The 26,872-nt window shown below is 61.2% G+C and carries 27 protein-coding genes; 11 read left to right on the forward strand and 16 right to left on the reverse strand.

Annotated features, from left to right (window positions below; all coding sequences use genetic code 11):
- Window positions 1-79 precede the first annotated feature (79 nt).
- From Q0I19_RS08960 to rpsR, 9 genes are all read left to right on the forward strand, one after another.
- The gene (locus Q0I19_RS08960) at window positions 80-1,294 is read left to right on the forward strand and encodes a M23 family metallopeptidase (RefSeq protein WP_294759629.1); all 1,215 of its coding nucleotides are present in this window, start codon (window positions 80-82) and stop codon (window positions 1,292-1,294) included.
- 9 nt (window positions 1,295-1,303) lie between these two features.
- On the forward strand, window positions 1,304-2,779 hold the full coding sequence (locus Q0I19_RS08965; RefSeq protein ID WP_294759631.1) for a peptidoglycan DD-metalloendopeptidase family protein: 1,476 nt from the start codon (window positions 1,304-1,306) through the stop codon (window positions 2,777-2,779).
- A gap of 596 nt (window positions 2,780-3,375) precedes the next feature.
- Window positions 3,376-3,804, forward strand: coding sequence for a flavodoxin (locus Q0I19_RS08970; RefSeq protein WP_294759632.1), 429 nt, complete (start codon window positions 3,376-3,378; stop codon window positions 3,802-3,804).
- A gap of 160 nt (window positions 3,805-3,964) precedes the next feature.
- Window positions 3,965-4,336 (forward strand): GntR family transcriptional regulator, encoded by a 372-nt coding sequence (locus Q0I19_RS08975; protein ID WP_294759633.1) that lies wholly within the window; start codon window positions 3,965-3,967, stop codon window positions 4,334-4,336.
- A gap of 3 nt (window positions 4,337-4,339) precedes the next feature.
- Window positions 4,340-5,197, forward strand: coding sequence for an ABC transporter ATP-binding protein (locus Q0I19_RS08980; RefSeq protein ID WP_294759635.1), 858 nt, complete (start codon window positions 4,340-4,342; stop codon window positions 5,195-5,197).
- A complete protein-coding gene (locus tag Q0I19_RS08985; protein WP_294759637.1) occupies window positions 5,194-5,868 on the forward strand; it encodes an ABC-2 transporter permease in 675 nt (224 codons plus the stop codon). The genes Q0I19_RS08980 and Q0I19_RS08985 overlap by 4 nt, the downstream gene beginning before the upstream one ends.
- Window positions 5,869-6,012: 144 nt before the next feature.
- Window positions 6,013-6,297, forward strand: coding sequence for a 30S ribosomal protein S6 (gene rpsF, locus Q0I19_RS08990; protein WP_294759638.1), 285 nt, complete (start codon window positions 6,013-6,015; stop codon window positions 6,295-6,297).
- 11 nt (window positions 6,298-6,308) lie between these two features.
- Window positions 6,309-6,785 (forward strand): single-stranded DNA-binding protein, encoded by a 477-nt coding sequence (locus tag Q0I19_RS08995; protein WP_294759639.1) that lies wholly within the window; start codon window positions 6,309-6,311, stop codon window positions 6,783-6,785.
- A 42-nt stretch (window positions 6,786-6,827) separates the two neighbouring features.
- Window positions 6,828-7,070, forward strand: a complete 243-nt coding sequence (rpsR, locus tag Q0I19_RS09000; protein ID WP_040917474.1) for a 30S ribosomal protein S18 — start codon at window positions 6,828-6,830, stop codon at window positions 7,068-7,070.
- A 93-nt stretch (window positions 7,071-7,163) separates the two neighbouring features.
- Here rpsR and Q0I19_RS09005 read toward each other — a convergent pair whose 3' ends face one another.
- The 3 genes from Q0I19_RS09005 to Q0I19_RS09015 all read right to left on the reverse strand — a co-directional run bounded on the left by Q0I19_RS09005 (window position 7,164) and on the right by Q0I19_RS09015 (window position 11,155).
- On the reverse strand, window positions 7,164-8,825 hold the full coding sequence (locus Q0I19_RS09005; protein ID WP_294759640.1) for a PASTA domain-containing protein: 1,662 nt from the start codon (window positions 8,823-8,825) through the stop codon (window positions 7,164-7,166).
- A gap of 123 nt (window positions 8,826-8,948) precedes the next feature.
- Window positions 8,949-9,686: a YebC/PmpR family DNA-binding transcriptional regulator gene (locus Q0I19_RS09010; protein ID WP_294759641.1), complete on the reverse strand. Its 738-nt coding sequence runs from the start codon at window positions 9,684-9,686 to the stop codon at window positions 8,949-8,951.
- Window positions 9,687-9,787: 101 nt separating this feature from the next.
- Complete coding sequence (locus Q0I19_RS09015) at window positions 9,788-11,155, reverse strand: RsmB/NOP family class I SAM-dependent RNA methyltransferase (RefSeq protein WP_294759642.1); 1,368 nt, start codon at window positions 11,153-11,155, stop codon at window positions 9,788-9,790.
- A 98-nt stretch (window positions 11,156-11,253) separates the two neighbouring features.
- Between Q0I19_RS09015 and Q0I19_RS09020 the strand changes: the two genes are divergently transcribed.
- The gene (locus Q0I19_RS09020; RefSeq protein ID WP_294759643.1) at window positions 11,254-11,391 is read left to right on the forward strand and encodes a hypothetical protein; all 138 of its coding nucleotides are present in this window, start codon (window positions 11,254-11,256) and stop codon (window positions 11,389-11,391) included.
- Window positions 11,392-11,409: 18 nt separating this feature from the next.
- Here Q0I19_RS09020 and Q0I19_RS09025 read toward each other — a convergent pair whose 3' ends face one another.
- The 8 genes from Q0I19_RS09025 to Q0I19_RS09060 all read right to left on the reverse strand — a co-directional run bounded on the left by Q0I19_RS09025 (window position 11,410) and on the right by Q0I19_RS09060 (window position 18,632).
- Complete coding sequence (locus Q0I19_RS09025) at window positions 11,410-11,820, reverse strand: ribonuclease III domain-containing protein (protein WP_294759644.1); 411 nt, start codon at window positions 11,818-11,820, stop codon at window positions 11,410-11,412.
- A gap of 15 nt (window positions 11,821-11,835) precedes the next feature.
- Window positions 11,836-13,119: a GTPase ObgE gene (obgE, locus tag Q0I19_RS09030; protein ID WP_294759645.1), complete on the reverse strand. Its 1,284-nt coding sequence runs from the start codon at window positions 13,117-13,119 to the stop codon at window positions 11,836-11,838.
- 61 nt (window positions 13,120-13,180) lie between these two features.
- Window positions 13,181-13,432 carry a 50S ribosomal protein L27 gene (gene rpmA / locus Q0I19_RS09035; protein WP_007047068.1) on the reverse strand — a complete coding sequence of 84 codons (252 nt, stop codon included), beginning with the start codon at window positions 13,430-13,432 and terminating at the stop codon, window positions 13,181-13,183.
- A 14-nt stretch (window positions 13,433-13,446) separates the two neighbouring features.
- Complete coding sequence (gene rplU / locus Q0I19_RS09040) at window positions 13,447-13,758, reverse strand: 50S ribosomal protein L21 (RefSeq protein ID WP_294759647.1); 312 nt, start codon at window positions 13,756-13,758, stop codon at window positions 13,447-13,449.
- A 378-nt stretch (window positions 13,759-14,136) separates the two neighbouring features.
- Complete coding sequence (gene folD / locus Q0I19_RS09045) at window positions 14,137-14,991, reverse strand: bifunctional methylenetetrahydrofolate dehydrogenase/methenyltetrahydrofolate cyclohydrolase FolD (RefSeq protein ID WP_294759864.1); 855 nt, start codon at window positions 14,989-14,991, stop codon at window positions 14,137-14,139.
- Between the two features lie 19 nt (window positions 14,992-15,010).
- Entirely contained in the window at window positions 15,011-16,048 is a 1,038-nt protein-coding gene (gene lgt / locus Q0I19_RS09050; RefSeq protein WP_294759648.1) for a prolipoprotein diacylglyceryl transferase, read from the reverse strand.
- 15 nt (window positions 16,049-16,063) lie between these two features.
- Complete coding sequence (locus Q0I19_RS09055) at window positions 16,064-17,347, reverse strand: pitrilysin family protein (protein ID WP_294759650.1); 1,284 nt, start codon at window positions 17,345-17,347, stop codon at window positions 16,064-16,066.
- Window positions 17,337-18,632: an insulinase family protein gene (locus tag Q0I19_RS09060; protein WP_294759651.1), complete on the reverse strand. Its 1,296-nt coding sequence runs from the start codon at window positions 18,630-18,632 to the stop codon at window positions 17,337-17,339. Before Q0I19_RS09060 ends, Q0I19_RS09055 begins: the two co-directional genes overlap by 11 nt.
- Before the next feature lie 129 nt (window positions 18,633-18,761).
- Here Q0I19_RS09060 and Q0I19_RS09065 point away from each other — a divergent pair, with 129 nt between their 5' ends.
- A complete protein-coding gene (locus Q0I19_RS09065) occupies window positions 18,762-20,042 on the forward strand; it encodes an amidohydrolase family protein (protein WP_294759652.1) in 1,281 nt (426 codons plus the stop codon).
- A gap of 90 nt (window positions 20,043-20,132) precedes the next feature.
- On the opposite strand, the gene Q0I19_RS09070 is transcribed toward Q0I19_RS09065, so the two are convergent.
- The 5 genes from Q0I19_RS09070 to Q0I19_RS09090 all read right to left on the reverse strand — a co-directional run bounded on the left by Q0I19_RS09070 (window position 20,133) and on the right by Q0I19_RS09090 (window position 26,557).
- Window positions 20,133-21,338 carry an aspartate kinase gene (locus Q0I19_RS09070; protein WP_294759653.1) on the reverse strand — a complete coding sequence of 402 codons (1,206 nt, stop codon included), beginning with the start codon at window positions 21,336-21,338 and terminating at the stop codon, window positions 20,133-20,135.
- A gap of 22 nt (window positions 21,339-21,360) precedes the next feature.
- Window positions 21,361-22,251, reverse strand: coding sequence for a homoserine kinase (gene thrB, locus Q0I19_RS09075; protein WP_294759655.1), 891 nt, complete (start codon window positions 22,249-22,251; stop codon window positions 21,361-21,363).
- Between the two features lie 16 nt (window positions 22,252-22,267).
- Window positions 22,268-23,497: a homoserine dehydrogenase gene (locus Q0I19_RS09080; RefSeq protein WP_294759656.1), complete on the reverse strand. Its 1,230-nt coding sequence runs from the start codon at window positions 23,495-23,497 to the stop codon at window positions 22,268-22,270.
- Window positions 23,498-23,535: 38 nt separating this feature from the next.
- Entirely contained in the window at window positions 23,536-23,964 is a 429-nt protein-coding gene (locus Q0I19_RS09085; protein ID WP_294759657.1) for an ACT domain-containing protein, read from the reverse strand.
- A gap of 226 nt (window positions 23,965-24,190) precedes the next feature.
- A complete protein-coding gene (locus tag Q0I19_RS09090; protein WP_294759658.1) occupies window positions 24,191-26,557 on the reverse strand; it encodes a transglycosylase domain-containing protein in 2,367 nt (788 codons plus the stop codon).
- Between the last annotated feature and the right edge of the window lie 315 nt (window positions 26,558-26,872).

Consider the following 26,872-nt stretch of genomic DNA (forward strand, 5'->3'; position numbering starts at 1 on the left):
ACGGCAGGCGGGTTCCTGTGGTATACTGTGGTATACGATTGTAATAATCTTGTCATTTTTGCAAAGGACGTTGCCGACCATGAAAAAATACATCGCGGTCATGCTGGCGTTTCTGCTGGCCGTCTGCCTGCTTTGCCCCGCAGCGGCATCGGCGGACGCAACGCAAACTACCCTGACCGAGCAGAAAAAGCAGGCGCAGCAGGAATATGAGGACGCCAAAAAGCAGCTGGCTGCCCTGCAAAGCCAGACCAGCGCCACCAAGGGGCAAATCGGGCAGCTGGAAGGCCAAATTGCGGAGATCACCGCGCAGATCGAGGCCGTGACCGCCGCCAAGCAGGAGGCGCAGCAGCTTGTGGCCGAGCGCCGCAACGCCGAGGCCGCCGCCGTGGATGCGCTGAACCAAAAACAGGCCGAGTACGACGCCAGCCTGGCCTTGTGCAAAAACCAGATGGGCGCCATGCAGATGCTGGACAACGGCGGCGCACTGGCCTACATGGCACAGGCCAAAAGCCTGTACGAGATTTTGACCTTCAGCGAAACTTTGCGCCAGATGAGCGCCCAGAACAGCGCCACGCTGACCCGCCTGAACGACGAAGCCGAGGCGCTGGAGCTGGCACGTCAGGCCGCCGAGGCCGCCACTGCCGAGGCCGAGGCCGCCGAAACCGCCCTGGCCGAGCAGGAGGCGCAGCTCAATGCGTCCGAGGCACAGCTGGAAAGTGCGCTGCAGCAGGCAAACTCTGCCCTGTCAGCCCAACAGGCCGCGCAGGAGGCACAGAACCTGGTCACCAAGGCCGCCCAGGCCGCCTACTACAAGGCCATTGCCGAGCTGGACGCCTACAACCGCGCCCAGGGCGACAAGTACGGCGCCAACCTGAAATTTACCAGCCTGGATTTCGGCAATCCGCTGCCCGGACACTACACCATCACCAACACCTTTTCCAGCCCCGACCCGTGGGGCAAGCCCCACAACGGCACCGACTTTGCCGCCGGCAGGGGCACGCCCATCTACGCGGCGGCGGACGGCATCGTCAGCGTGGCGCGCGCCCATTCCAGCTACGGCAACTATGTCATGGTCACCCATGGCCGCGCCGATGACGGCAACCTGTACGAAACGCTGTACGCCCACATGAGCAGCTACGTTGTCTCGGCGGGCACCCCCGTGGCCAAGGGCGATCTGCTGGGCTATGTGGGCAACACCGGCAGCGTCTGGGGTGCGGGCGGCGGCTACCACCTGCACCTGGAGATCCGCATCAACAACGCCCGCGCCAACTCACTGAACTACATTCCGCATTGAGGCTTTTCTATGACATCCACTGCAGCCAAAAAATCCCGCGCTGCCCGTCGGCTTACCTTAGGGCAGCTTTTGTATGATATCGGCTTTCAGGTCGAGTATCATCTCGTCCGTTTGCACCGCAGCCTGACCGCTGCGCTGCACTACACCGCCGACTCGCTGGAAAACCTTTTGCTGGTCGTGCTGCGCCCGCTGGTGCAGGGGCTGATCGGTCTGCGCCTGAGCCTGACCTCCCCCCTGCGTCTGCTGCGGCTGGTGATCCTGACCGCCCTGACCCTGCTGTTTGCCTTTTTTGTGCGCATAGTGCTGACACTGCCTTTTGTCCTGCAAGTCACCGTCGGCGGGCAGGAGGTCGGCCTTGTAGCCAGCGAGCAGGAATTTGATGCCGCCCACAGCGACGTGCTGGCCCGTGTCAAGGCGGCGCGCGCACTGCTGCAGGCGGCGGGTCAGCCCACGCCCGAATGGGACATTGAGCCGGGCTTTACGCTGACCATCGCCCCGCCAGGCAGCCGCGTCATGACCGAAAAGGAGATCACCGACGCCATTCTGACCGCGGGCGGCGGCGAGATCACCCAGGCCACCGCCGTCTATGTGGACGACGAGTTGCTTTACGTCACCACCGAGGGCGACCATCTGCGCAGTTATCTGGACAACATCAAGTCCGCCTGGCGTGTGCCCGACGGCGGCACCGTGGGCTTTGTACATAACCTGCAGCTGGTGGACGGCATCTACCTGACCGCCTCGGTTTCCGGCTACAAGGAGGTGCTGGCGGGGCTTTCGGCCGCCGCAGACACCCTGCAGACCAAGGTCGTGACCCGCGACACCTACACCCAGCCCATCGCCTACGAGACACAGGCCGTGCCCGATGACAACCTGTCCTTTGGGCAGCAGGTCGTCGTGCAGGAGGGGCAGCCCGGCTATCAGTACGTCACCTACGAGACGACGACCGTCAACGGCGAGACCACCGACATGCAGATCGTGGGCATTGCGCCCATCAGCAGCCCCATAACGGAAATCATCCACGAGGGCACCCGCCTGGAAAACGGCATGATCGGCAAGCTGGGCACCGGCACCTTTATCTGGCCCGTGCCCAACTACCGCCATATCAGCCGCTGGGCCAACCTGAACCGCGGCAGCCGCGGCTACCACCAAGGCGTGGACATTGCCGCCCCCTCCGGCACGCCAATTTATGCCTCCGACGCGGGCACCGTCATTACGGCCGAGTACCACCACCACCCCCAGAGCTGGGGCAACTATGTGGTCATTGACCATGGCAACGGCTACAAGACGCTGTATGCGCACATGACCAACTATGTTGTGCAAAAGGGCGACACCGTCGAGCAGGGGCAGCTGATCGGCTATGTGGGCAGCACGGGGTATTCCTTCGGCAGCCACTGCCACTTTGAGATGTACCGCGACGGCACGCTGTTCAGCGCGAAGGAGGTTTTCCCCGACATGCCGACGTGGAACCCCAATTTTACAAAATAACGGTGTTTTTTGCGTTTACAGGCGGCTGCCCTTAGGGCAGCCGCTTTTGGTTTGTAAAAAACCTTTTACGGGCAAAACCGCACGGAACACATATATACATTCCCCAGCTTGTAGAAAAAGTCTGTTTCCGGAAGATTTGTAGGGATGGGTCTATCTCCGCGCTAAGAGCCGCCGCTGTGCGGCGGTTGCGCTCCGAAACGCGCCTGCGGGCGCAGTGACCCATCCGCACATCTGGCCGCGCGCAGCGCATAAAATCGCGCCGAATGGCGCGCGGTTTTCTCGTTACGTCGTGCTTTTGGCAAGGCAGCACGGAACGGTCAAGACCGTTCCCTACAAGTCTACCGAAAGTTTGCAATATTCCCATTGAGTTTGTGAAAAAACTTTTCTCCCCTTGACAAGCGGTTTCCCTTATGCTATAGTATCTTTGTTAGTTATGACTAACCTATCCAACTTCCTCCGTTTTCCATAAGCCGCCCTGCACGAGTGCCTCCTGTGCCGGGCGGTTTTATGGAATCGTAGGTTAGCATATGCTAACCATCGGCGCATTTTTCTTTGCCCGACAACACACACTATACCATCTACCAAAGGAGTTTCTTATGAAAAAAATCGCTGTTATTTATTGGAGCGGCACCGGCAACACCGAGGCCATGGCAGATCTGGTTGCCGCCGCTGCCGCCGACGCAGGGGCTGCGGCAGATAAATTCACCGCTGCCGAGTTTAATGTTTCCTCTGCCGCCGATTACACCGGCTTTGCGCTGGGCTGCCCCGCCATGGGTGCCGAGCAGCTGGAAGAAACCGAGTTCGAGCCGATGTATCAGGAGCTGCGCAGCGCCCTGAGCGGCAAGCCCTTGGGGCTGTTCGGTTCCTACGGCTGGGGCGACGGCGAGTGGATCCGCATTTGGGCAGAGGACGCTGAGAGCGCCGGGGCGCGTCTGGTGGTTGAGCCTGTCATGGCGAACGGCTCCCCCGATGGCGATGCCGAAGCCGCCTGCGCTGCCCTTGGCACCGCACTGGCTAACGCCTGACCCTGCCTATTTATCATCCCTTTATCTCTGATCTATGATTGTACAGGCGGCTGCCGCAAAGGCAGCCGCTTTTTTTGCGCTGCCCTCTTGACAACTGTGTATACTGTGTATATACTGTATATATCGAATGTGTACAGTTCGAGCCTAAGGAGTCATTTTTATGGAAATTTATCTGTCCAACGCAGGGCAGGAGCCGATCTACGCGCAGATCACCCGGCAAATCAAGCAGCAGATTTTGTCCGGGCAGCTGCGCGCGGGGGAGCCGCTGCCCAGCATCCGGCTGCTTGCCAAGGAGCTGCGCATCAGCGTCATCACGACCAAGCGCGCCTATGAGGAGCTGGAGGCTGACGGGTTCATTGTGACGCAGGCGGGGCGCGGCAGCTTTGTGGCTGCCCAAAACCCCGCCCTGCTGCGCGAGGAACATCTGAAAAAAATGGAAAGCTGCCTGCAAAACGCCGTGGACGCGGCGCGGCTGGGCGGTATTTCCTGCGAGGAAGCGTGCGAAACGCTTCGCCTTTTGTGGGAGGGTTGAGTTATGCCGGATACTGCTAAGCTGCAGGGCATAGAAAAACACTATACATCGTTTACTTTGGGTCCCGTGGACTGGGAGCTGCCCGCCGGGATGATCGTGGGGCTGGTGGGCGAGAACGGCGCGGGCAAGACCACCCTGCTGAAAATGCTGTGCGGCGCGCTGCGCCCCGATGCCGGGCAAATCGCCCTGTGGGACACTTCCCCCGCCGACGCGGCGGCGCGGGCGCGCATCGGCGCCGTGTTTGAGGACGCCTTTTTCCCCGACTGCTTCACCGCCGGGCAGGTGGGCAAATGTCTGCGCGGCGTGTTCGGCGCACGCTGGAGCGACGAAAAATTCAACGCCTACCTGCACAATTTTTCCCTTGACGGCAGCAAGCCCATCAAGGAATACAGCCGTGGTATGCGGATGAAACTGAGCCTTGCGGCGGCGCTGGCGCACGACCCCGAGCTGCTGGTGCTGGACGAGGCAACCTCCGGGCTGGACCCCGTGGTGCGCGGCCAGCTGCTGGACCTGCTGCTGGATTACATTCAGGACGAGCGCCGCACCGTGCTGCTGAGCAGCCACATCACCACGGATTTGGAGCAGATCGCCGACCGCATCGCCTACCTGCACCGCGGCAGGCTGCTGTTCTGTGAGGACAAGGACGAGTTGCTGCAGCAGTACGGTCTGCTGCGCTGCGCCCAAGGTGACTTAGCGCGCCTGCCGGCAGGCTGCGCCGTATACACAAAGCAGGGGGCTTACGGCTGCGAAACGCTGGTCAAGAGCCGCGCCGCCGCACACGCCGCCCTGCCGGACGCCGTCTGCGACCCCGCCGGAATTGACGATATTATGCGCTTTACCAGTGGGAGGGACGACCAATGAGGGGCTTGCTTTATAAAGATTTTCAGCTTTTGCACAACAGCTACAGCCGCAATATTCTGACGATTCTGCTGCTGTACGCAGCCATCATTCTTCTTACACGGCAGATTTTTGTCGCCTACGCGCTGGTTTTTCTGGCGGGGGTGTACGTTTCGTCAACCATCAGCTTTGACGAGCAGGCACAGTGGGACAGCTACGCCCGCACGCTGCCGGTTTCGGCAGAGCAGATTGTGGCGACCAAGTACCTGCTGAACCTTGTGTTTATGCTGGCGGCGGCGGTGTGCGCCCTGCTGCTGGCGGCGCTGCTGCCGCTGAGCGCCGATTTTGCATGGGATGCCGCTGCCGTTCCCCTGCCGGAGCAGCTTTCCTGCATTTGGGGCAGTGGCACGGTGTCGCTGCTGGCCAGCAGCCTTACCATGCCCATCTCCTACAAATTCGGCGGGGCGCGGGCGCGCAGCTTTGTGGGTACGGCGTTTCTTGCTTTGTTTGTTCTGGCATTTCTGCTGATGCGATGCCTGCCCGCGGGCTTTATGCACGACACCGTCGCTGCGCTGAATGCCGTCAGCGAGCAGCAGGTCTGGCTTTGGGTGGTGCTGATTTTTGCCGCCGTGCTGGCGCTGTATGCGGCAAGCTACGCCGTGTGTGTGCGCATTTACAAAAATAACGCGCGGTAAGGAAAAATCCCGCGAGAATGTGCGGTTTTGCGCTTGACAAAGTCCCCGGTATTTGCTATAATTAGTTGCTGTGCTGAACGGCACAGTTTATCCTTGCCTTTCTCTTGCAGAAAGGCCATACGTCCAAAAGGAGGTGCACAGAATATGGCTAAGTACGAAACCATGATGGTTACCACCGCTGCTGTCGACGAGGAAGCTGCTACTGCTCTCGTGAACAAGTTCAAGAACCTGATCGCAGCAAACGGTACGATTGATTCTGTTGATGATTGGGGCAAGAAGCGTCTTGCTTATCCCATCAACGATGAGACCGAGGGTGTGTACACGGTGATCCGCTTTACCAGCAACCCCGATTTCCCGGCTGAGCTGGATCGTGTTTTCAAGATCACTGAAGGCGTTCTTCGCAGCATGACCATTGCTGTTGAGGAGTAAGGAGTAACAAAATGCTGAATGTTGTTGCTATTGTGGGCCGCCTTGGCGCGGACCCCCAGCTGCGTCAGACCACTACCGGCAAGAGCGTCGCTTCTATGCGCATCGCCTGTGACCGCGGACGTCGTGATGCCAACGGCCAGAGCGTGGCCGACTGGTTCGACGTCGTGGCGTGGAATCAGACCGCTGAATTTGTCTGCAAGTATTTCCAGAAAGGCTCCATGATCGCCGTTGACGGCCGTCTGCAGAGCCGTTCCTACCAGGACAAGAGTGGAAATAACCGCACTGCGATTGAAATCGTAGCCAACAACGTCAATTTTGTCGGTCCCAAATCCATGAACGCCGCACCGATGGGTGATGCCGGTTACGGCGCACCCATGGCAGAGCCCGCTGCCCGTCCCGCCATGCAGCAGCCGTCCGCCGCCAGCTATTCTGCCGGCAGCAATGACGACTTTGCGTTGATCGAGGACGAAGGCGACCTGCCCTTCTGACTTAAAAAATCAAACGTACAACTCTAAAAGGAGGTTACCACAATGGCTATGGATCGTTCTTCCCGTCCGATGCATCGCGGCCGCAAGAAGGTTTGCAGCTTCTGCGTTGATCGCGTTGAGCATATCGACTACAAGGATCTGCCCCGTCTGCGTAAATACGTCAGCGAGCGCGCTAAGATCATTCCCCGCCGTGTGACCGGTACCTGCGCTTTCCATCAGCGTGAGCTGACGGTTGCCATCAAGCGTGCCCGTTATATGGCTCTGATGCCCTACGTCAGCGACTAATTCGCACGTTGCATCAAAAAATGCTCAAAAAAAGGAAGTTGTCCGCAAGGACAACTTCCTTTTTTGTTGTATTTGTTCGGCGCGGCAGCTGCTTTATTCCGACGCCGATTCCGACGCAGACTCTGTCTCCTGCGTGGATTCGGTGCTTTCGCTTTCCGGCGCGGCAGCGGCGGAGGCCACCAGCGAATCATCGCGTTCGCCCGCAATGCTGACAATGACCACGACCTTGCCCGCGTTGAACCGTGTACCTACCTTGACGTCGGTGTCGGCCACGCAGCCCGCGGCCATAGTGCCGTCGTTTTCCACAATGGTCATCTTGTATTGAATGTCCAGCGCGTCCAGCTTTTTGCAGGCGTTGGCCTGGGTATAGCCGATGATGTCCGGCATTTCCACCAGGTTGGGGCCTTTGCTGACGACGATTTGCAGAATCTGGTTGGATTCGGTTTTCAGCGTGCCCGCCAGCGGGTCCTGGCTGATGATAACACCCGCCGCCACATCGGAGGAGTTCTGCTCGGTCAGGACAATGCGATAGCCCGTGTACAGGTCGCTGTCCTTGACCTCGTCGGCGTAATTTTTGCCCACAAGGTTCGGCACGGTCTGAATCTCGCCGCTGTCGTCGCTGTTCTGCGATACTGCGGGCGGCGGGGTGGTCACCGGTGTGGGGGCATCGTCGCGGCGGCGTGCAAAGCTCCACACCAGCAAAATCGTCAGCACCGCAATGACCACCAGCGACACCGCCATAATTTTGCGGGTGCTGATCTGGTTTTCGCCGCGCTCAAACATGGCGTTGGCCACGTTGGGGTCGGTCAGGGCGCTCATCAGCTCCGGCACGGTCTGCATACGGCGGGCGGGGTCCAGCCGCAGCGCACAGCCCAGCACCTGCGAAAACCAGGTCGGCACGCCCGCCTCCAGGCTGTGGGCGGATTCCAGACTGTCGCGCACCTTGCGCTGGGGCGCAGCCACAGGGGTCTGCCCCGTGACCATCTTGTAGCAGACGGCGCCCAGCGCGTACACATCGGTGTACCGCCCGCTGAACTCTGCCGCCGAATACTGCTCCGGCGCGGCATAGCCGGGGTAGAGCTGTGTTTTCAGCTCGCTCTCCCCCGTGCGCAGCGCCAGCGTACCGTAGCCCGTCAGGCGGGCGGCACCGTCGATGGGCAGCAGGATGTTGTCCGGGCAGATGCCGCGGTGGATCAGCCCCGATGTGTGCAGCAGTGCCACGCCCTCCATGACCGGCTGCAGCAGGGTGCGGGCCTCGGCGGGGGTCAGTGTGCGGCTGCGCAGGGTCAGGTAGTGGGTCAGCGTCATGCCTTTTTCGGTTTCCTCCACGGCGTAGACGGTGTTGTTTTCCTCCCAGACGTCCAAAATGGTGGAAAGTCCCGTGGCCGGGGTCAGCTCGTGCAGGTCATCATACAGGTCCTTGAAGTCCATGCGGCTGGTCTTGAACAGCACTTCCCTGCCCTCCTTGGGCATCAGCGCGCCTTCGGGGCTGCGGCCGTTGCACAGGGTCACGGGGAAATATTCCTTGATCAGGACAAAGCGCTTTTCCTCGTTGAGCACCGCGCGATAGGTCAGGCCGTCACCGTCGGCGCTGATATAGCTGCCCACCGTGTATTTGCCGCCCACCAGCTGCGTACCCAGCGGCAGCGCGCCCTCGGGGTTTTTGTTTTCCAGCGAACGGTCACAGTGGGGGCAGGTTCCGTGGAAGCCGCCCGGCAGCACCCGCAGGCAGTGGGGACAGAGATTTTGGGGCATGGCGAAACACTCCTTTGGCCTTGTAGGATAACAAAAAAGAGAAGATATTTCCACAAAAGAGATGCTACGGGTACTCTTTTCTGTTCTATCTTCTCTTGCATGTATAACGCAGCTGCGTGAAAATCAGCGGTCGAGGTCTTCCTCGTTCTCCAGGGTATGCCAAGCGTTCTGCACGTCGTCGTCGTCGTCCAGAGCGTCCAGCAGCTTGCCCATCTGCACCAGCTGATCGGGGTCGGTCAGGGTGGTGGTAGTGCTGGGAACCTGTGCAACGTCGGCAGAAATAAAGGTGTAGCCCTTGGCTTCCAGCGCGTTGCAGACATCGGTGAAGGCGTCGGGAGAGGTGGTGACCTCAGCGGCATCCTCGCCGGCATCAAAGTCATCGGCACCGGCGTCCAGCGCGTCCATCATCAGCTCATCGGGGTCCTTGTCCTCAAGGTCCACGACGATCACGCCCTTCTGGGTGAACATAAAGCCGACACAGCCCATCTGGCCCAGGTTGCCGCCGAACTTGTCAAAGTAGTGGCGCATATTGGCCGCAGTACGGTTGCGGTTGTCGGTCAGGGTCTCGACCATGACGGCCACGCCGCCGGGGCCGTAACCCTCGTAGGTAATGGCTTCGTACTCGGTCTTGTCGCCGCCCTCGGCGCGCTTGATGATGCGCTGAATGTTGTCGTTCGGCACACTGTTGGCCTTAGCCTTGGCGATCAGGGCTGCCAGCTTGGAGTTGGCGGCGGGGTTGGCACCGCCCTCCTTAACGGCAACGGCGATCTCGCGGCCGATCTTGGTAAAGACCTTGGCGCGGGCGCCGTCGGTTTTTTCTTTTTTACGCTTGATATTATTCCATTTGCTATGTCCGGACATTGGAAAAATCCCCCTAGTTTGTATTCCACCGACCCGCCGTGGGCAGGCCGACAATTTCCAGTAAACTATTATACCACACTTCAGCGTAGTTTTCAAGCCCTTTATTGCAGGTTGCGCAGCCCCTTGGGGTAGTGGTTTTTGACCCTGCCCCCGCTGACCTTGCCGCAGCCCACAGGGTAGCCGTCCACCAGCACGGCGCACCAACCGTTTTGGGCGGTGGCGGCGTCGATTTCCTCGCCCCGCAGCCAAGCAGCGGTGCGCGGGTCGGCAAGGGTGAGCCGCTCGGTGTTGGCGCAGCGGCTGCCGTAGGCCATAAACAGCGCGTGTTCGGGCTGAAAGCGCTTTTTCAGCACGCTGCCCAGCGGCACACCGCATCGCAGCAGGTGCAGCTTGGCGGTGTTGAGCGCCGCCGCGTCTGCCGGGGGCAGGATCAGCCTGTCCCCTGCCGCGGTCAGCGGGGCATCCGCCAAAAACGGAAAGTATTCCTTGGCGAACGCCAGCCATTCGGCGCTCGGCTTTGCCGACTTGGCGGGTTTTACGCGCGGCGCATCGGCGCTCGGGGCATCGGCAGATTTTTGCAGCTTTGCCATAAAATGTCCCTCGCCCCCGTCGGCGGGCCAGATGCGGCGGCAGCGCCCGGCGGCAAAGCCTGCCGGGGCGCGGTTGGCCTCACCGGGGCGGCCAAAACCGCAATCCGAGAGGTCGCACAGGGCAAATTCCGGGTGGCGGACTAAGAAATTTGCGATCTGCCCCTCGTCCTCCTGCGGGGCGAAGGTGCAGGTTGAAAACACCAGCACCCCGCCCGGTGCCAGCAGCGCGGCTGCGTTTTCCAGAATTTCCGCGCCCAGCGCCGCGCAGTGCTCGACCAGGGCGTTGTTGTGCTGCCCGGCGGCGGCAGGCTCCTTGCGGAACATCCCCTCCCCCGAACAGGGCGCGTCCACCAGCACGCGGTCGAACTGCCCCGGCATGGCGGCTGCCAGCCGGGCGGTGTCCTCGTTGGTGATGACGGCGTTGGCCACGCCCATGCGCTCGAGATTCTGGCGCAGAATTTCGGCGCGGGGGGCGGCGTATTCGTTGGCCAGCAGCACCCCCTGCCCCTGCAAGGCGGCGGCGAGCTGGCTGGTTTTGCCCCCCGGTGCGGCGCAGAGGTCGGCCACCCGCATACCGGGCTGCACGTCCAGCAGCGCGGCGGGGGCGGCGGCACTCGGTTCCTGGGCATAGAAAACACCCGCATGGTGCCAGGCGTGGCGGCCGGGGCGAAGCTCTGCCGAAACGGTGAACGCCGTGGGGCAAAATACCGACGGCACAGCGTCAAAATCCACGCTTTGCGCAAACTGCTGCGGCGTGCAGCGCAGCCCGTTGACCGTGACGCCGCGCGCGGGGGCGGCGGTGGCGTAGGTGTATACTTCGTCAAAGCGCGGCCCCAGCAGGGCACGTTCCCGCGCGGTGAAATCCTGTGGAAACTGCATAACGGCTCCTTGCATAAATAGAATCCTTACGGGCAAACTAACTGTGCGGCCGCAAACAGCAGCCGCACAGTATAAACTTGCGAAAGGAGTTTTGACCCATGGCGAAGAACCAGACCGAAAACAGCCGCACCTCCAACAGCACGACCGATGCCAAAAAGAACCAAAACACCCAGAAAGCACCCCGCCGCACGGCAAACACCACCAACTCGGCGGGCAGCAAAAACAGCAGCAAGTGATGATATCAGCCGGGGCGGTTATTTCCGTTCCGGCTCATATTCTGCCCATACAGCGTCAAAAAGTTGCTGGATGCGGTCGTTTTCGCCCCGCAGGTACAGCCAGCCCAACAGACATTCCAGCCCGGTGGAGGCGCGGTATTCCTGCACGGTGGCGTGCTTGGCGACGCTGGCCTTGCTGGCATTTTTGCCGCGGCGCAAAACGTTGGCCTCGGCCTCGGTCAAAAGCGGCTCGAGAATTTCCAGCTCGCGGCACTGCGCATGGGCGCTTACATAGTGGGTGGCGACGGTGTGCAGGCGGTTGGGCTGCAGGCGGGTGCTGCCCACCAGACGGGCGCGCACCAGCAGTTCCAGCACGGCATCACCCACAAAGGCCAGCGCCACGGGCGACATCTCGTGGATATCCACCTCAGGTTTTGTTTCAAACAGCATAGCGGCCCCCTGTGCTTAGTACAGGTAGTCGAACTCGTACTCGCCGATGTGGATGGTATCTTCCTCCTCGACGCCCTGCGCGACCAGCTCGTCCAGAATGCCGGAATCGCCCAGCTGGGTCTGGAAGTATTGCAGGCTCTCGTAGTCCTCGACGTTGGTGCCGGCCAGGATGCGTTCCAGCCAGGGGGCGTCGACGGCAAAGTCGTGGTCGCCCATGCGGGTGACGGTGAAGGGACGCTGACCCTCGGCGGATTTGTCGGGGCGCTTGTACTCGGCCTCGTAGACCTTGACGGGGGGCAGCTCCTTCAGACGGTTGTAGACGATGGCGGGCAGCTTGTCGATGCCCTGCCGCGTCGCGGCGGAGATGGGCATAAAGGTGTAGCCCTTTTCCTCGACATACGCTTTGAAGTCTGCGATCTGCTCCTCAGTGGCGATGTCGCACTTGTTGCCCAGCACGATCTGCGGGCGCTCGGCCAGTTCGGCGCTGAAGCCGACCAGCTCGTGGTTGATCTGCTCAAAGTCCTGCTTGGGGTCGCGCCCCTCGCAGCCGGAAACATCCACAACGTGAAGCAGCAGGCGGCAGCGCTCGACGTGGCGCAGGAAGGCATGACCCAGACCCACGCCCTCGGCGGCGCCTTCGATCAGACCGGGGATGTCGGCGCAGACAAAGCTCTGTTCGGGGCCGACGCGCACCACGCCCAGCACGGGGGTCAGGGTGGTGAAGTGGTAGTTGGCGATTTTGGGCTTGGCGGCGCTGATCATGCTGATCAGCGTAGATTTGCCCACGTTGGGGAAGCCGATCAGCCCCACGTCCGCGATGACCTTCAGCTCCATTTTAAGCTGAAATTCCTCGCCGGGCAGGCCGGGCTTGGCGAACTTGGGGATCTGGCGGGTGGGGGTGGCAAAGTGGCTGTTGCCCCAGCCGCCGCGGCCGCCCTTGGCAATGACGACCGGCTCGCTGCCGGAAAGGTCTGCCACCACCAGCCCGGAGTCAGCCTCTTTCAGCACCGTGCCGCGGGGCACGCGGATGACAAGATCGTCACCGTCGGCACCGGACTGGCGCTTGGCACGGCCGTTTTCGCCGTCCTGGGCGGCGTACTTGCGCTTGTAGCGGAAGTCCATCAGGGTGGAAAGGTTATCGTCCGCCACAAAGACAACATCGCCGCCGCGGCCGCCGTCACCGCCGTCGGGGCCGCCCGCCGCGACAAATTTTTCGCGGTGGAAGGTCACAACACCGTCGCCGCCCTTGCCGGCGCGCACCCAGATGGTAGCGGTATCAATAAAATTGCTGGTAGCCATAGTTTATTACCTCGTTGCAAAAAGAAACGGGCAGGTCATGCCGACCCGCCCGTCTTGGTTTTTACTGCTTGACCGTGCAGCGCTTGCGGTCGCGGCCCATGCGCTCGAAGTGAACGCGGCCATCGACGAGAGCAAACAGCGTGTCATCGCTGCCGATGCCCACGCCCTCACCCGGATGGATGTGGGTGCCGCGCTGACGAACCAGGATGTTGCCGGCCAGAACAAACTGACCGTCGCCGCGCTTTACGCCCAGACGCTTGGACTCGGAATCACGGCCGTTCTTGGTAGAACCTACGCCTTTTTTATGTGCCATTGTGTTTTACCTCCTTAGCCGTTGATCGCGGTGATTTCCACCTTGGTGTAGGGCTGACGATGACCCTTGCGGACCATGCTGCCCTTCTTGGGACGGTAGGTCAGGATGTTGAGCTTCTTGCCCTTGCCGGTCTTGACGACCTTGGCGACAACGCTAGCGCCCTCAACGACGGGAGCGCCAACCTTGACAGCGCCCTCCTCGCCAACAACCAGAACCTGATCGAAGGTGACTTCGGTATCAGCCTCAGCGTTCAGCTTCTCGACATAAACGACGTCGCCGACCTTAACGCTGTACTGCTTGCCACCGGTTTTGATAACTGCGTACATAGGAAAACCTCTTTCAAAAAGTCTCGCTGGACAATAGGGCGTTGCGGCAAAACCGCACACTTCCACGGCCCATACCAAGCGGCTTATATAGCTTACCACACAAATTGCGCTTTGTCAAGCGCATTTTGCACGGCAAGACAAAGTTTTGAGCTTGTCGGGGCACCCGACAAGCTCAAAGAAGGGGTTCGTCGCAGTGTGGCTGCGCCACGCTCCTGCACCCCTCCTTTGGATTCACCCTATCGCCAAAAATCACGTTCTCATGCCTGACGGCGACTCGAATGCGATTTTTGACTCTAGCGGTATTTTCATCGTCGGCACATGTCCGCCGATGAAAATGGATTGAAAATTTGCTTTTTCGACAGGCTGCAAAGTTTTTCTTTATGCCAGCCCGTTTTGGCGGGCGGCCGCCTGCACGGTGTTGAGCATAAGCATGGCGCGGGTCATGGGGCCGACGCCGCCGGGCACGGGGGTGATAAAGGCGGCCTTTTCGGCAGCGGCGGCAAAGTCCACATCGCCGTGCAGCTTGCCGTCGGCACCGCGGTTGATGCCCACATCAATGACAACGGCGCCCGGCTTAACCATATCGCCGGTCACAAAGCCCGCACGCCCCACGGCTGCCACCAGAATATCGGCGGCGGCGCAAATTTCCCTGAGGTTTTTCGTCTTGGAGTGGCAGATGGTGACCGTGGCGTTTTTCTCCAGCAGCAGCATGGCGGCAGGCTTGCCCACAATGTTGCTGCGCCCGATGACCACGGCATTTTTGCCGCAGATGTCGGTGCCGGTGGACTCGATCATGCGGATGCAGCCCGCCGGGGTGCAGGGCAGATAGCAAGGCTCGCCGATCTGCATACGCCCCACATTGACGGGCGAAAACCCGTCCACGTCCTTTTCGGGCGGGATGGCGTTGATGACCGCTTTTTCGTTGATCTGCGCGGGCAGCGGCAGCTGCACAAGGATGCCGTGTACCGACGCATCCGCCGCCAGCGCACGCACCTGCGCCAGCACCTCGTCCTGCGTGGCGGTCTCGGCCATATGGATGCTGCGGCTCTCAATACCGCACTCGGCGCAGTCGTTCACCTTGCCGCGCACATACACCTGGCTGGCGGGGTTTTCGCCCACCAGCACCACAGCCAGGCACGGCACAACGCCCTTTTCGCGCAGCGCCTGCACCTTTTGGGCGGCCTCCGCCTTGGTGGCGGCGGCCAGTGCTTTTCCGTCAATGATTGCCATAATACTTTCCCTCTTTCCTCGCTTATTCTTCGGGGTTTTCCAGCTCCTCCACGTCGGGAACCGTCAAATCCAACTCGGCTAAGCGGTCGTTCATCGCCTTGGTGGCTTTGACGAACTCCGCGTGGGGGGCATTTGCGGGCAGAGTGTCGGGGGCAAAGCGTTCCCCCGCCTGTGCCTGTTTTTTGAGGTCTGCCACAGCCAGCGTGACCCGCAGCTGCTTGCCGCGCGCACGGTAGAGGCCGATACCCAGCAGCACCAGCGACACCAGCACCGTGACGATGGCAAACAGCTGGCTGGCGCGCAGACCCGTGCCGCCGATGAGCAGCGAATCGGTGCGCAGACCCTCGATCCACGAGCGTCCCAGGCCATACCACGCGGCATAGCTCAGGAAGATCTGCCCGTTGAATTTGCGGTGCTTGATCAGCGCCGCCAGCATCGCGAAGCCGACCAGGCACCAGATGCTCTCATATAAAAAGGTAGGGTGCACGGGCAGTGTGGGGTCCACGGTGGTCCCCGCCTTCAGGGTGACCTGCATGGATTTCAGGTATGCCTCGGTGCCTTCGCTGTACATGCCCCACGGCAGGGTGGTGTTGGTGCCGAAGGCTTCCTGGTTGACAAAGTTGCCCCAGCGGCCGATGCCCTGCCCGATCAAAAAGCCCATGGACGCCAAGTCAAACAGCGGCAGCAGCGGCACCTTGCGCCACTTGGCAGCCAGCCCGCCAAAGACAAACGCGCCGATGACCGCACCGTAGATGGCAATGCCGCCCTGGCGGATGTCGAGCATTTCCCAGATGCTTTGGTATTCAAAAGGTGCCATAGCAACGTAATAAATACGCGCACAGACGATGGACATCACGGTGCCGACGGCGACAACATCCACCAGACGGTCGGAGTCAATGCCGAAATCCGCCGCCGTGCGGAAGGCAAACAGCAGCGCCAGCAGCATACCCGTGGCGATGATGACGCCGTACCAGTAAATGTTGAACCCGCCGATGGACAGCGCCACGCGGTTGATGGTAAACTCCCACCCCAAGGCGGGGAATTGCACATGATAGATCATGGATACTTACCTCCCTCAATCCCCGTCCTCGGCGGGGTCGATCTGCACATAGGCGCGGGTTTCCTCCCGCAGGGCGGTGCGCAGCAATTCGTCGGCGTCCTGCACGGTCAGCGCCGCCAGTGCCTCAATCTCCTCTGCCAGCGTGCGGCCCTTCAGGCAGGCGTCGGCAGCGTCCTCGGCGGCTTCGTCGGGCTGCTCCATGCTGCCCAGCGTTTCGCCGTACATCTGGTTTTTGACAAGACGGAAAATTTCCGGGTCGAACCCGTCGCGGCGCAGGCGCTCGATCTCCTGCTGCAGCAGCGCGGCGACTTGGCGGGGCTGCTCGCTCTCGCCGGTAAAGGCAACGCAGCACGCGCCCGGCGCGGTGACGCAGTCCCCGGAAAAGCCGGGGTTTACCAGCGATGTATCGTACAATTCACGGTAAAAATCCGTCAGGCCGCCGCAAATCAGATCGCTGAGCATCGCCAGCAGAAGCTCCCGCTTGAGGTCGCCCTTTTCCAGCGGCGGCTCGCGGTAGGCAACGCCGAAGCAGGGGCGGTTGATCGGCATGGTAAAGTGCTGCTCTTTTTGCGGGACAGGCCCTGTTTCCGCGGGGATAGCCCAGCTTACGGTGTGGGGCTTGCGCGCGCGGTACAGGCCGTTGCGCTTGCAGGCCTCGACCACCCGGCCCAGTGTGATTTTGCCCGCCACCGACAGCACCATGTTTTGCGGCGCGTAAAACGCCTTGGCGCAGTCGTACAGCAGCGGCGGGGTGATCTCGGCAATGCTCTGCACGGTACCGGCGATGTCCTCCCGCAGGGGGTGGGCGCGGTACAGCCCGCGGAACAAGGCGTTCAGCAGCCGCCAGTCGGGGCTGTCGTCGTACATTTTGATTTCCTGCGCGATGATGCCCTGTTCCTTGGCGATGCTCGCCTTGGTAAACCACGGCTTGCCCACCTGACCCAGCAGAATGTCCAGATTTTCGTCGATTTTTTCGGTGGCGGAAAAGACATAGCAGGTGCGGTCATACCCTGTAAAGGCGTTGGCGGACGCGCCCGTTTTGGCGTACAGGGCAAAGGTGTCGCCCGCGGCGGTTTCGCACATTTTGTGCTCCATAAAATGCGCCGTGCCCGCGGGCAGGGTGACCGTGCGCCCGTCCAGCGTAAATTGACGATGTACCGAGCCGAAATCCGTGGCGTAAAAGCCGTGCACCGAGCTGTAACCCGGCATGGTGCGGCAGATGACGCGCAGACCGCTGGGCAGCGTGACGCTTTGGCAGCCCACGGCGCTGCTTGCGGCGGAGGGTGTATTATTCCTCATCGGGGTCCCCCTTTCCCTCGGTGCCGGGGCGGGCGGTGACCACATACCCCACCGAGTAGCTGTACCGTTCCAGCACGCGGCGCACCTCGTCGATGGTAACGGCGCTTGTCAGCACCTTGCCGTAGGCGGGCGGATACAGCGGCTCGCCGCGCAAGATCTGCCCGTAGTACCAGCCCTCCAGGGCGGAGAGGCTGTCCTCCAGCGCGTCCATGCCCGAAAGCAGCCCGCGGCGGCAGTCGTCCATTTCCTCCTGCGTGATGGGGCCTTTTTTCAGCCCCTCCCACTCGGCCAGCAGGGCGGCCTCGGCCTGTTCGACCTTGCCGGGTTCGACGGCGGAGTCAATCATCATGGCGCCCGTGGCGCGGTGCGCTGCCGCGCCGCAGTAGTAGCACAGCGATTGCTTTTCGCGCACGTTCATAAACAGTCGGCTGGTGGACGCGCCGCCCAGCAGGTTCATGGCCACGCGCAGGGCGCTGACGGTGGGCACATCGTCAGCGCTGCCGGTCGTAAACAGCATACACAGCTTGGCTTGCGTCAGGCCGGGCAGTTTTTCGGTATAGCGGCGCAGCGGCGTGCGGGGCATGGCCACCAGTGCGCCCAGCTCCTGCGGGTCGCGCCGCACACCGTCCAGACGGTGCAGCAGCTTTTCCGCCACCCGCGCGGCGTCGGTGCCCTGCACCATCACGTCGATGCGGGACTGCGTCAAGATGCGGTCGTACTCGGCTTTCAGGGCTGCGGGCGTGACGGAGGCCAGCTCATCGGGGTAGCCGCCCAGTTCGATGCCCGCAGGGGAATCGCCGTAAAATTTGCGGCGCGCCTGGCGCACACAGTACAGACGCTTGGCGTTGAACTCTGCCTGCAAGCGCCGCGCCTGGGTCTCGGTCTCGATGCGCACAGCCTCGGCGTCAAAGACACCGTCCACAAGGTACGGCTCAAACACGGTGCCGAAAACAATATCGGCGTAGGCGTCGGTCAGGTTTTCCCCTGCCAGCGCGTAGGCGTCCTTGATGCCGCAGATGTCCGCCGACAGCACGCGGTCTATGCCCGCGCCGCTCAGTTCCACGCCCAGATCGGCGCCGTACAGCCCCGCCAGCTTGCGGGACAGGGCGGTCATATCGGGGCAGGCGGCATAGCCGCGTTCCAGCACCTGGGTCAGCACGGCGTCCAGCGTGGCGGTGTCGCGCCGCGCGGGGAATCGCAGATGGATGGCGATGCGGCAGCGGTTGAATTTATCGGCTTCCAGCGTTGTGATATGCACGCCGGGTGCCAGTTGTTTGCGTTCCAATCGTAAATCCTCACTTAACAATAATCTTTTATATTATACGCCCATTTTATGAAAAAGTAAATCATAACTTGCAGCTTCGCGGCGGGTACGGTATAATAGAAGGTACAGTATTTATCGGAGGTCACCCTTATGAACCGCTTTGCTTTACACGGCACCTTTGTGGACACGCCCACCCCCGATGCGCTGCGGGTGCGCACGGGCTATCTTTTGTGTGAGGACGGCGTCTGCGCCGCGTTTTCGCCCGATGCCCCCGCCGGGGTGCCGGTGCGGGACTACGCCGGGCAGCTGATCACACCGGGTCTTGTGGACCTGCACCTGCACGCGCCCCAGTACAGCTACTGCGGCACGGCGATGGACTTAGAGCTGCTGGACTGGCTGCAGCGCTACACCTACCCCGAAGAATCCCGCTACGCCGACCCCGACTACGCCAAGCTGGGCTACGGCTATTTTGTGCGCGACTTAAAAGCCAGCGCCACGACCCGCGCCTGCATCTTTGCCACGCTGCACACCGACGCCACGCTGGAGCTGATGCACCAGCTGAAGGACGCCGGGCTGGGTGCCTTTGTGGGCAAGCTGGCGATGGACCGCAACAGCCCCGACAGCTACCGTGAACCGAGCGCCGCCGCCGGGCTTGCCGAGACGCGCCGCTGGCTGGACGCCTGCCGCGCCGAAGATATGCTGCACAGCGGTGCGGTGCGCCCGATGCTGACCCCGCGCTTTACCCCCAGCACGGGCGACGAATATATGGCGGGGCTGGGCAAGCTGGCTGCCGAATACAAAGTCCCCGCGCAGAGCCATCTTTCGGAAAATCCGTCCGAGATCGCGTGGGTAGCCGAGCTTTGCCCCGGCACCCGCTTTTACGGCGAAAGCTACAGCCGCCACGGCTTGTTCGGCGGCGAGGTTCCCACCGTGATGGCACACTGCATTTACAGCGGCGAGGAGGAACAGGCGTTGATGAAGCGCAACCGCGTGATGATCGCCCACTGCCCCACCAGCAACGAGAACGTCATTGCGGGCATTGCCCCCGCCGCGCATTATCTGCGGGGCGGCTGGCGCGTCGGCCTGGGCAGCGATGTGGCGGGCGGCCACACGCTGGACCTGTTTGCCGTGATGGCGTCCGCCATGCAGGTCAGCAAGCTGCGCTGGCGCTATGTGGACCAGACCGAAGCCCCGCTGACGATGGTGGAGGCCTTGTACCTTGCCACCGTAGGCGGCGGCGATTTCTGGCGCGACTACGGTGTGCAGCTGGGCCTGTTTGAGCCGGGCTACGCGCTGGACGCGCTGGTTCTGGACGACAGCGCCCTGCGCAACCAGCGGGATTTCACGCCCGCCGAGCGGTTGGAGCGCTACGCCTATCTGGGCAAGGGCAGCCTGACGGCAAAATTTGTGGACGGTCGGCAGATTTTTTGACGAACCCCCTTATAACCAAACGACCCCGGCGGCCGAGACCATTCTCGGCTGCCGGGGTCTACCCTTTCCCCTCTATAAAAACGGTTGCGCTTAGTTGATAAAGGCGTCGTGGATGGCTGCCACGGCTTTGTCGGCGTCCTTTTCGTCAATGACGACGCTGATCTTGATCTCGCTGGTGGAGATCATGTGGATGTTGATGTTCTGGTTGAACAGCGCCTCAAACATCGTGCTGGCAACGCCCGAATGGCTCTGCATACCTGCGCCCACGATGGACACCTTGGCAAAGTTCTTGTTTACGGTGACCTCGCCGCCGCCAAAGCGGGAGGTCGCGCTCTGCAAGGCGGCCACGGCGCTTTCGGCGTCGCCCAGCGGCACGGTAAAGCTCATGTCCTTTTTGCCGTCGCGGCCGGTGGTCTGCAGGATGATATCGACGTTGATGTTCTTCTGCGCCAGCAGGCTGAAGATCTTAAACGACATGCCGGGCACGTCGGGCACGTCACGGACGGTCAAAACGGCAATGTCGGTGTCCTTGGCGACACCCTTGATCAGCATACCTTCCACTTTGGTTTCCTCCTTAACAACGGTGCCGGGCACCGGATTGATGCTGGAAATGACCTCCAGCTCGACATTGTACTTTTTGGCAAGCTCTACGCTGCGGTTGTTCAGCACCTGTGCGCCCAGCGACGCCAGCTCCAGCATTTCGTCAAAGGTGATCTCCTTGAGCTTGGTCGCCTTGGGGATCTTGCGCGGGTCGGCGGTGTAGACACCCTCGACATCGGTGAAGATCTGGCAGCGGTCGGCATGCAGCGCAGCGGCCAGCGCCACGGCGGAGGTATCGCTGCCGCCGCGTCCCAGCGTGGTAATGTCATCGCTGCGGTTCAGGCCCTGAAAGCCTGCCACGACCACCACACGGTTGCGGGCCAGCTCGCTCTCGACACGCTCGGTGTTCAGGCGCTTGATGCGCGCCTTGGAGTAGGCGCGGTCGGTGCTGAAGCCCGCCTGCCAACCCGTCAGGCTGACGGAGGAAACGCCCAGCTCCTGCAAGGCCATGGCCAGCAGCGAGATGGAGATTTCCTCACCTGCCGCCAGCAGCATATCCATCTCGCGGTGGGAGGGATTGCAGGTAATTTCCGCCGCCTTGGCGATGAGGTCGTCGGTGGTGTCGCCCTGGGCCGAAACCACGACCACCACATCGTTGCCCGCGTTGCGGGTGTTCCGGATGATGCGGGCGACGTTAAAGATGCGGTCGCGATCACGAACCGAGCTGCCGCCGAATTTTTGTACGATCAAACCCATTTCTATACTTTCCTCCTCTATATCACCGTACCACTGCGCCGGTGTTGTCGGCCAGCAGGCGATGCACAGTAAAGTGGTTCAGCGCCCCCGGCTGCTGCAAGGCGGCCTCGGCCCGAACAAAGAACTCGTCATCGTCCTTGCGCACGACCGCCATGATGGTCGGCCCCGCGCCGGAGATGTAGACAGCCAGCGCACCCAAGTCCTGCGCAAGCTCAAAGACCTCGTCGCCGCCCTCTATCAGCGGCAGGCGGTATTGCTGGTGCAGGGCATCCTTGGTGGCCACACCCAGCAGGGCGTAGTTGCCGTCGCAGAAAGCGGCGGTGGCCAGCGCCGCGCGGGACAGGTTGTACACGGCGTCCTTGTGGCTGACCATTTGGGGCAGCGCTGCGCGCGCCTTGCTGGTCAGCAGGCGGAAATCCGGCACAAAGGCCGCAAAGGCAAGCTCGGGGTCGATGTTTTTCTTGACGCTGTACACCTGGCCCTCGTCAATGACGCTGGTCACAAACCCGCCCAGCATCGCGGGGGCAACGTTGTCGGGATGCCCCTCGATGGAGGTGGCCAGTGTCAGCATCTGGCGGCGGGTCAGCTTGTTGCCCAGCAGGGCGTTGGCCCCCAGAATACCCGCCACAATGCAGGCCGAACTGGAACCCAGGCCGCGCGCCATGGGGATATCGTTGCGCTGGGTGATGCGCAGCCCCCGCAGGGGCAGCCCCAGCTGGTCGTAGACGACCCGCGCCGAGCGGAACACCAGATTGTTGGAGCCGGCGGGGACATGGGTGCCGTCCACCGAGCTGATCTGGATGCGGTCGCTTTCCTCAAACGTAAAGACGTTGTGCATCGAAACCGCCAACCCTAAGGAGTCAAACCCCGCGCCCACGTTGGCGCTGGTTGCCGGTACGCTTACTGTTACCATAGTATGCCGCCCCTCTTTATTCTGCCAGTTGTTTCATGGCCAGCTTTACGCTGCCGCCCAGTACCGCCAGCTTCTGGCGCAGGGCGTCGATATCCGCCTCGGTCGCCGCGTCGATGCGGCAGGCAGCCTCGCCGTCGGCCTCAAACAAGAGCTGTGCGTCCCCGGCCACGCTTTGCAGCACCGCGCCCGAAACGCCCGCCGCGCGGACGTACCACGGGTACACGCCGATATCTTTGAGCTGACCCTCCGGCTTTTCTGCCTCGGCCCAGAACAGGCTGTCGTGGATCTTTACGCCCTCTTTTAAGGCGTCGATGACATCGGCCACCACGGCGCTGGCGGTGGGCAGCTTGCCCGCGCCCTTGCCGTAGAACACAACGTCGCCCAGCATATCGCCCCGCATCAGCACGGCGTTAAAGACGTCGTCCACGCCCGCCAGCTGGTTGGCGTTGCTGACCATCATCGGCTCGACCCCGGCAGCCATGGCGCCGCCGGCGTTTTCGTCGTACCAGGCGATCAGCTTGATGGCGCTGTCCATCTGCTCGGCGGCCTTGATGTCGGCCACCGTGATATCGCGGATGCCCCGCGCGGGGATGTTGTCGGGGTAGACGTGATGCCCGCAGGCAAGGCTGGCCAGAATGGCGATCTTGCGGCAGGCATCGCGGCCGTCCACGTCGTCGCCGGGGTCCTTGGTCTCGGCATAGCCGAGCTGCTGGGCAATGTGCAGGGCCTCGTCAAAGCCCATGTTTTCGCGCTTCATCTTGGTCAGCATAAAGTTGGTGGTACCGTTGACGATGCCGCAGATGCGGCTGATGTGGTTGGCGGCCAGGCACTGGTGCATGGGGGTGATGATGGGCGTACCGCCGCCCACGCTGGCCTCAAACAAAAAGGCGGCGTTGTGCGCCTTGGCCAGCGCCAGCAGTTCGGCGCCGTAGCCCGCGACCATCTCCTTGTTGGAGGTGCAGACGCTGCGGCCGCTTTCCAGGCACTTACGCACATAAGGCAAGGCGAAGCGTGTGCCGCCGATGGTTTCGACCACGACCTTGACTTCGGGGTCGTTTAAGATGGTGTCGATGCTGTCGGTAAACAGCGCCGCATCGGGCGAGGCGGAAAAATCCCGCACATCGAGGATGTATTTGACCTCCACGGGTTCGCCCACGCGGCGGGCGATGGATGCCGCATTGCGGCGCACAACCTCCAGCACACCGCTGCCCACGGTGCCAAAGCCCAGAATCGCAATTTTAGCCATTGGTATACTCTCCCTTATCCCTATTCCCTTTTGCCTGTTTACACGCCGCGGTGGATCTCCACCACGCAGGGCTGGTGCGAAAGCCGCAGCAGCATTTCCTCCACCGACATCTGCATGGTGCCGGTGCGCACGGTGACCTCCACCTGGGCGGTACCGTTTTCGGGGCGGGACTGGTTGATGGTCATAATGGACCCGCCCGCCGCCGAAATGCCCGACAGCAGCGTTTGCAGTGCCCCCGTCTTGTCCAGCAGGGTGGCAACGACGGTCAGTGTGTCGCGGCCTGTCTCTGCATCAAAGACGCAATCCTTATATTTATAGAACGCGCTGCGGGAAATACCCGCCTGCTTGGCTGCCGCCGAAATGTTGGCGACCTCGCCCGATGCCAGAAGCTGCTTTGCCTGCAGCACCTTGCCGAAAACCTCCGGCAGGACATCTGCCTGTACCAGCAGGTATTTATGCTGGGTCATTGTGTTGCCTCCTCGCAAACAAATGTAGTATCAACGTGTACCAATCTTACCACACCAAGGTGGTCGTTGCAAGGGGTTTTGGCTGATTTGACCGCTTTTTAGCACATTGTACAGGAACGTCGGTTGAAAACTCTGTGTTTTTGTGCGGCGGTTGACTGTACACTGCACAAAAACAGCCGCCTTTCGGCATACACCGAAAGGCGGCTGTATCATGTTAGGGTTTGGGTCAGGCGGCGGGTTCGGTAGGTTCGGCAGGCTGCACGATGTAGGTGGCATCGGGCAGGTTATCCTCGGTATAGTAGCCCTTCTGCCCGCCGGAGCCGACAACGCCTGTAGCTGCGTTAAAGGACTTCTCTACGACGTTTTCGCCCACAGGGAACTCCTTGTAGGGCAGGTCGGCCTGCAAGTCCTCCATCAGGTTTTTCCACAGCTGCTGGATAGCCTTACCGGTTTTGGCACCGTACTGCCTCATATCGGTCGGGCGGTCAAAGCCCCACCAGATTGCCGTGCAATAGTAGGGGGTCAGGCCGGCAAAGGTGTAGTCCTTGTTGTCGGAGGTCGTACCGGTCTTGGCGGCGGCGTCCATTTCGCCCTTGGGTGCCATGCCTGCGGCTGTGCCGCCGCCGGACTTCAGCACGTTGGTCATCATGCGGTTCATGATGTAGGCCGTGTCGCTGCTGATGGCCTGTGTGGTGTTGATATACTTGGTATTATCGATGATAACGCGGCCGTTGGAGTCGGTGACCATCGTGTAGAAATGCGGCGAGGTAAACGTGCCGTCATAGAAAATGCTGTACGCACCTGCCAGCTGCACGGCGGTAAGGCCGTTGGTCTGGCCGCCCAGCACCAGAGGTGCCAGGTCCATGTCGTTGTCGGCGTCGATGTAGCTGCATTCCAGCGTGTCGTGCACAAAGTCGTACAGGTAATCCACGCCGACAATGTTGCCCAGCTGGACGGCGACGGTGTTCAGGGATCGACGCAGGGCGTCGTACACCAGCACGATATCACCGTTGCCGCCTTCATTGCCGTAGTTGGTAGGCCATGCGCGCCAGATATCGTCACGCGCCTGGGCCTGGGCGGAAAGCGGGTTGATCTTGCCGACGTAGGAATCCTTCAGCACCTTGTGGTCGGCGGCAGAGTAAAGCGGCAGGTCCTGAATGGGCGAGGAGTAGGTGATCTGCTTGTTGTCCAGCGCCAGGCAGTAGGCGCCGATGGGTTTCATGGTAGAACCTGTCTGGTGGGGCAGCAGGGCACGGTTGGTGCCCATGTCAACAGTCTTTTCGCCCAGACCGCCCGCAATACCCAGCACACTGCCGTCGTAATCCAGCACGGCAATGCTGGCCTGAGAGCGCACTTTTTCGTACACGCAGAGGTAGACGGTGTCATCGTTGGGATAGTTGGGGTCGGTGGATTCGCCGACCTTCAGTTCGGCGTTGGTTTCGTCGGTGTAAACGGGTACATCGTCGGTGCCGTACACGGCGTAGCCGTCCTTGGTGATGGGCAGACCGGTAGCCTCGTCGTACTGTACCATGTCCCAGGTGCTGGTCTCGGCGGGGTAGTCGCGCAGGCAGACGGGTTCCTCGTGCCACATGGCGGGAATGACGCCTTCCTCGTCGAGCATAGCCTCCTCGACAGCGGACTGGACGCGGGTATCGACGGTGGACTCAATGCGAAGGCCGCCGGTGAAGATCAGCTCCTGCGCTTCCTCCTTGGTGTAGCCGAGATCGTTGATAAGCTGGCTGCGCAGCTCGGTGTACAGCGAGTCGGTAAACCAGGAGTTGTTGGAGCTGCGGGTCGCGTTGGCCTTGGCGGTGCTGCTTTCCACAACGGTCAGCGGCTCGTTGCGGGCGGCGTTGTACTCACTCTCGGTGATGTAGCCCTGGTCGAACATCTCGTACAGGACGTGGTTGCGGCGGCGCAGCAGGTTTTCGGGGTTGGTGAAGGGGTTGTAGCCCGTGGGGTTTTTACTGATGGAGGCCAGCACGGCGCACTCGGCCAGGCTCAGCTCGCTGACATCCTTGTCAAAGTAGGCGTTGGCACCCGCCTGCATACCGTGGATAATACCGGTCAGCGGGATGGTGTTGAGGTAGGCTTCCAGAATGGTGTCCTTGCTGTAACGCTTGGCAAGACCCAGCGCGCGGAAAATCTCGCGCACCTTACGCAGGGCGTCGGTCTCGTCGTCCTTGGTCAGGTTTTTGATGAGCTGCTGTTCCAGCGTGGAGGCACCCTGCTGTGAGCCGAGCAGAGCGTTGTCGGTCATCATATTTAAGGTAGCGGCGATGGTACGCTTGAGGTTGATGCCCGGCTCGTTGCGGAAGTTTTTGTCCTCAACGGCGATGACCGCGTTCTGCAGGTTTTCCGGTATTTCGGAAAGCGGCACCTTGATGCGGTTTTCGCTGCGGGTAAAGTAGGCGTACTCGCTGCCGTCGGCGGCGTAGACGATGGAGGCTTCCATCAGATGGCTGCTGTCCAGGTCCAGCACGGTGCTGTCGTTGGCGGTGACCTGCACCAGATACATGGCAAGCAGCACCGAACCGACGCTGGCCGCCATGATGCACAGGCAAAGCATACAGCCGATGAAGCCGAAAATCATGCCGGGGATACTGCGGCGGCGACGGGGCTTTTTCTTTTTCTTGGCCGGGGCTGCACCATCTGCGGGGGCCGTTTTGGCACCGTTGGTGGAAAGCTGGCGTTTCTGATTGGGTTCTATGGGAACCGCCTCCTTTAAGAGTTATAGACAAGATGCCGAGTAGCATCTGATTGCAAACCGGTATAGAATGAATTATACCACAAACCGACGGTAAAAGTACAGCCCGGAATGTAAAATTCACAACTTTTTGAGTTTTTGCACATTTTTATGCCATACTAACCCCAAAGGTTTGCTATTCTCCAAAGGAGGGTGTTTTTT

The sequence above is a fragment of the uncultured Gemmiger sp. genome (genome assembly GCF_934561205.1).
Lineage (GTDB): Bacteria > Bacillota > Clostridia > Oscillospirales > Ruminococcaceae > Gemmiger.

Excerpts from the sequence above, each read along its gene's own strand:
- Q0I19_RS08960 (WP_294759629.1), top strand. The coding sequence starts at position 80 with ATGAAAAAATACATCGCGGTCATGCTGGCGTTTCTGCTGGCCGTCTGC.
- Q0I19_RS08965 (WP_294759631.1), top strand. The coding sequence starts at position 1,304 with ATGACATCCACTGCAGCCAAAAAATCCCGCGCTGCCCGTCGGCTTACC.
- Q0I19_RS08970 (WP_294759632.1), top strand. The coding sequence starts at position 3,376 with ATGAAAAAAATCGCTGTTATTTATTGGAGCGGCACCGGCAACACCGAG.
- Q0I19_RS08975 (WP_294759633.1), top strand. The coding sequence starts at position 3,965 with ATGGAAATTTATCTGTCCAACGCAGGGCAGGAGCCGATCTACGCGCAG.
- Q0I19_RS08980 (WP_294759635.1), top strand. The coding sequence starts at position 4,340 with ATGCCGGATACTGCTAAGCTGCAGGGCATAGAAAAACACTATACATCG.
- Q0I19_RS08985 (WP_294759637.1), top strand. The coding sequence starts at position 5,194 with ATGAGGGGCTTGCTTTATAAAGATTTTCAGCTTTTGCACAACAGCTAC.
- rpsF (WP_294759638.1), top strand. The coding sequence starts at position 6,013 with ATGGCTAAGTACGAAACCATGATGGTTACCACCGCTGCTGTCGACGAG.
- Q0I19_RS08995 (WP_294759639.1), top strand. The coding sequence starts at position 6,309 with ATGCTGAATGTTGTTGCTATTGTGGGCCGCCTTGGCGCGGACCCCCAG.
- rpsR (WP_040917474.1), top strand. The coding sequence starts at position 6,828 with ATGGCTATGGATCGTTCTTCCCGTCCGATGCATCGCGGCCGCAAGAAG.
- Q0I19_RS09005 (WP_294759640.1), bottom strand. The coding sequence starts at position 8,825 with ATGCCCCAAAATCTCTGTCCCCACTGCCTGCGGGTGCTGCCGGGCGGC.
- Q0I19_RS09010 (WP_294759641.1), bottom strand. The coding sequence starts at position 9,686 with ATGTCCGGACATAGCAAATGGAATAATATCAAGCGTAAAAAAGAAAAA.
- Q0I19_RS09015 (WP_294759642.1), bottom strand. The coding sequence starts at position 11,155 with ATGCAGTTTCCACAGGATTTCACCGCGCGGGAACGTGCCCTGCTGGGG.
- Q0I19_RS09020 (WP_294759643.1), top strand. The coding sequence starts at position 11,254 with ATGGCGAAGAACCAGACCGAAAACAGCCGCACCTCCAACAGCACGACC.
- Q0I19_RS09025 (WP_294759644.1), bottom strand. The coding sequence starts at position 11,820 with ATGCTGTTTGAAACAAAACCTGAGGTGGATATCCACGAGATGTCGCCC.
- obgE (WP_294759645.1), bottom strand. The coding sequence starts at position 13,119 with ATGGCTACCAGCAATTTTATTGATACCGCTACCATCTGGGTGCGCGCC.
- rpmA (WP_007047068.1), bottom strand. The coding sequence starts at position 13,432 with ATGGCACATAAAAAAGGCGTAGGTTCTACCAAGAACGGCCGTGATTCC.
- rplU (WP_294759647.1), bottom strand. The coding sequence starts at position 13,758 with ATGTACGCAGTTATCAAAACCGGTGGCAAGCAGTACAGCGTTAAGGTC.
- lgt (WP_294759648.1), bottom strand. The coding sequence starts at position 16,048 with ATGATCTATCATGTGCAATTCCCCGCCTTGGGGTGGGAGTTTACCATC.
- Q0I19_RS09055 (WP_294759650.1), bottom strand. The coding sequence starts at position 17,347 with ATGAGGAATAATACACCCTCCGCCGCAAGCAGCGCCGTGGGCTGCCAA.
- Q0I19_RS09065 (WP_294759652.1), top strand. The coding sequence starts at position 18,762 with ATGAACCGCTTTGCTTTACACGGCACCTTTGTGGACACGCCCACCCCC.
- Q0I19_RS09070 (WP_294759653.1), bottom strand. The coding sequence starts at position 21,338 with ATGGGTTTGATCGTACAAAAATTCGGCGGCAGCTCGGTTCGTGATCGC.
- thrB (WP_294759655.1), bottom strand. The coding sequence starts at position 22,251 with ATGGTAACAGTAAGCGTACCGGCAACCAGCGCCAACGTGGGCGCGGGG.
- Q0I19_RS09080 (WP_294759656.1), bottom strand. The coding sequence starts at position 23,497 with ATGGCTAAAATTGCGATTCTGGGCTTTGGCACCGTGGGCAGCGGTGTG.
- Q0I19_RS09085 (WP_294759657.1), bottom strand. The coding sequence starts at position 23,964 with ATGACCCAGCATAAATACCTGCTGGTACAGGCAGATGTCCTGCCGGAG.
- Q0I19_RS09090 (WP_294759658.1), bottom strand. The coding sequence starts at position 26,557 with ATGATTTTCGGCTTCATCGGCTGTATGCTTTGCCTGTGCATCATGGCG.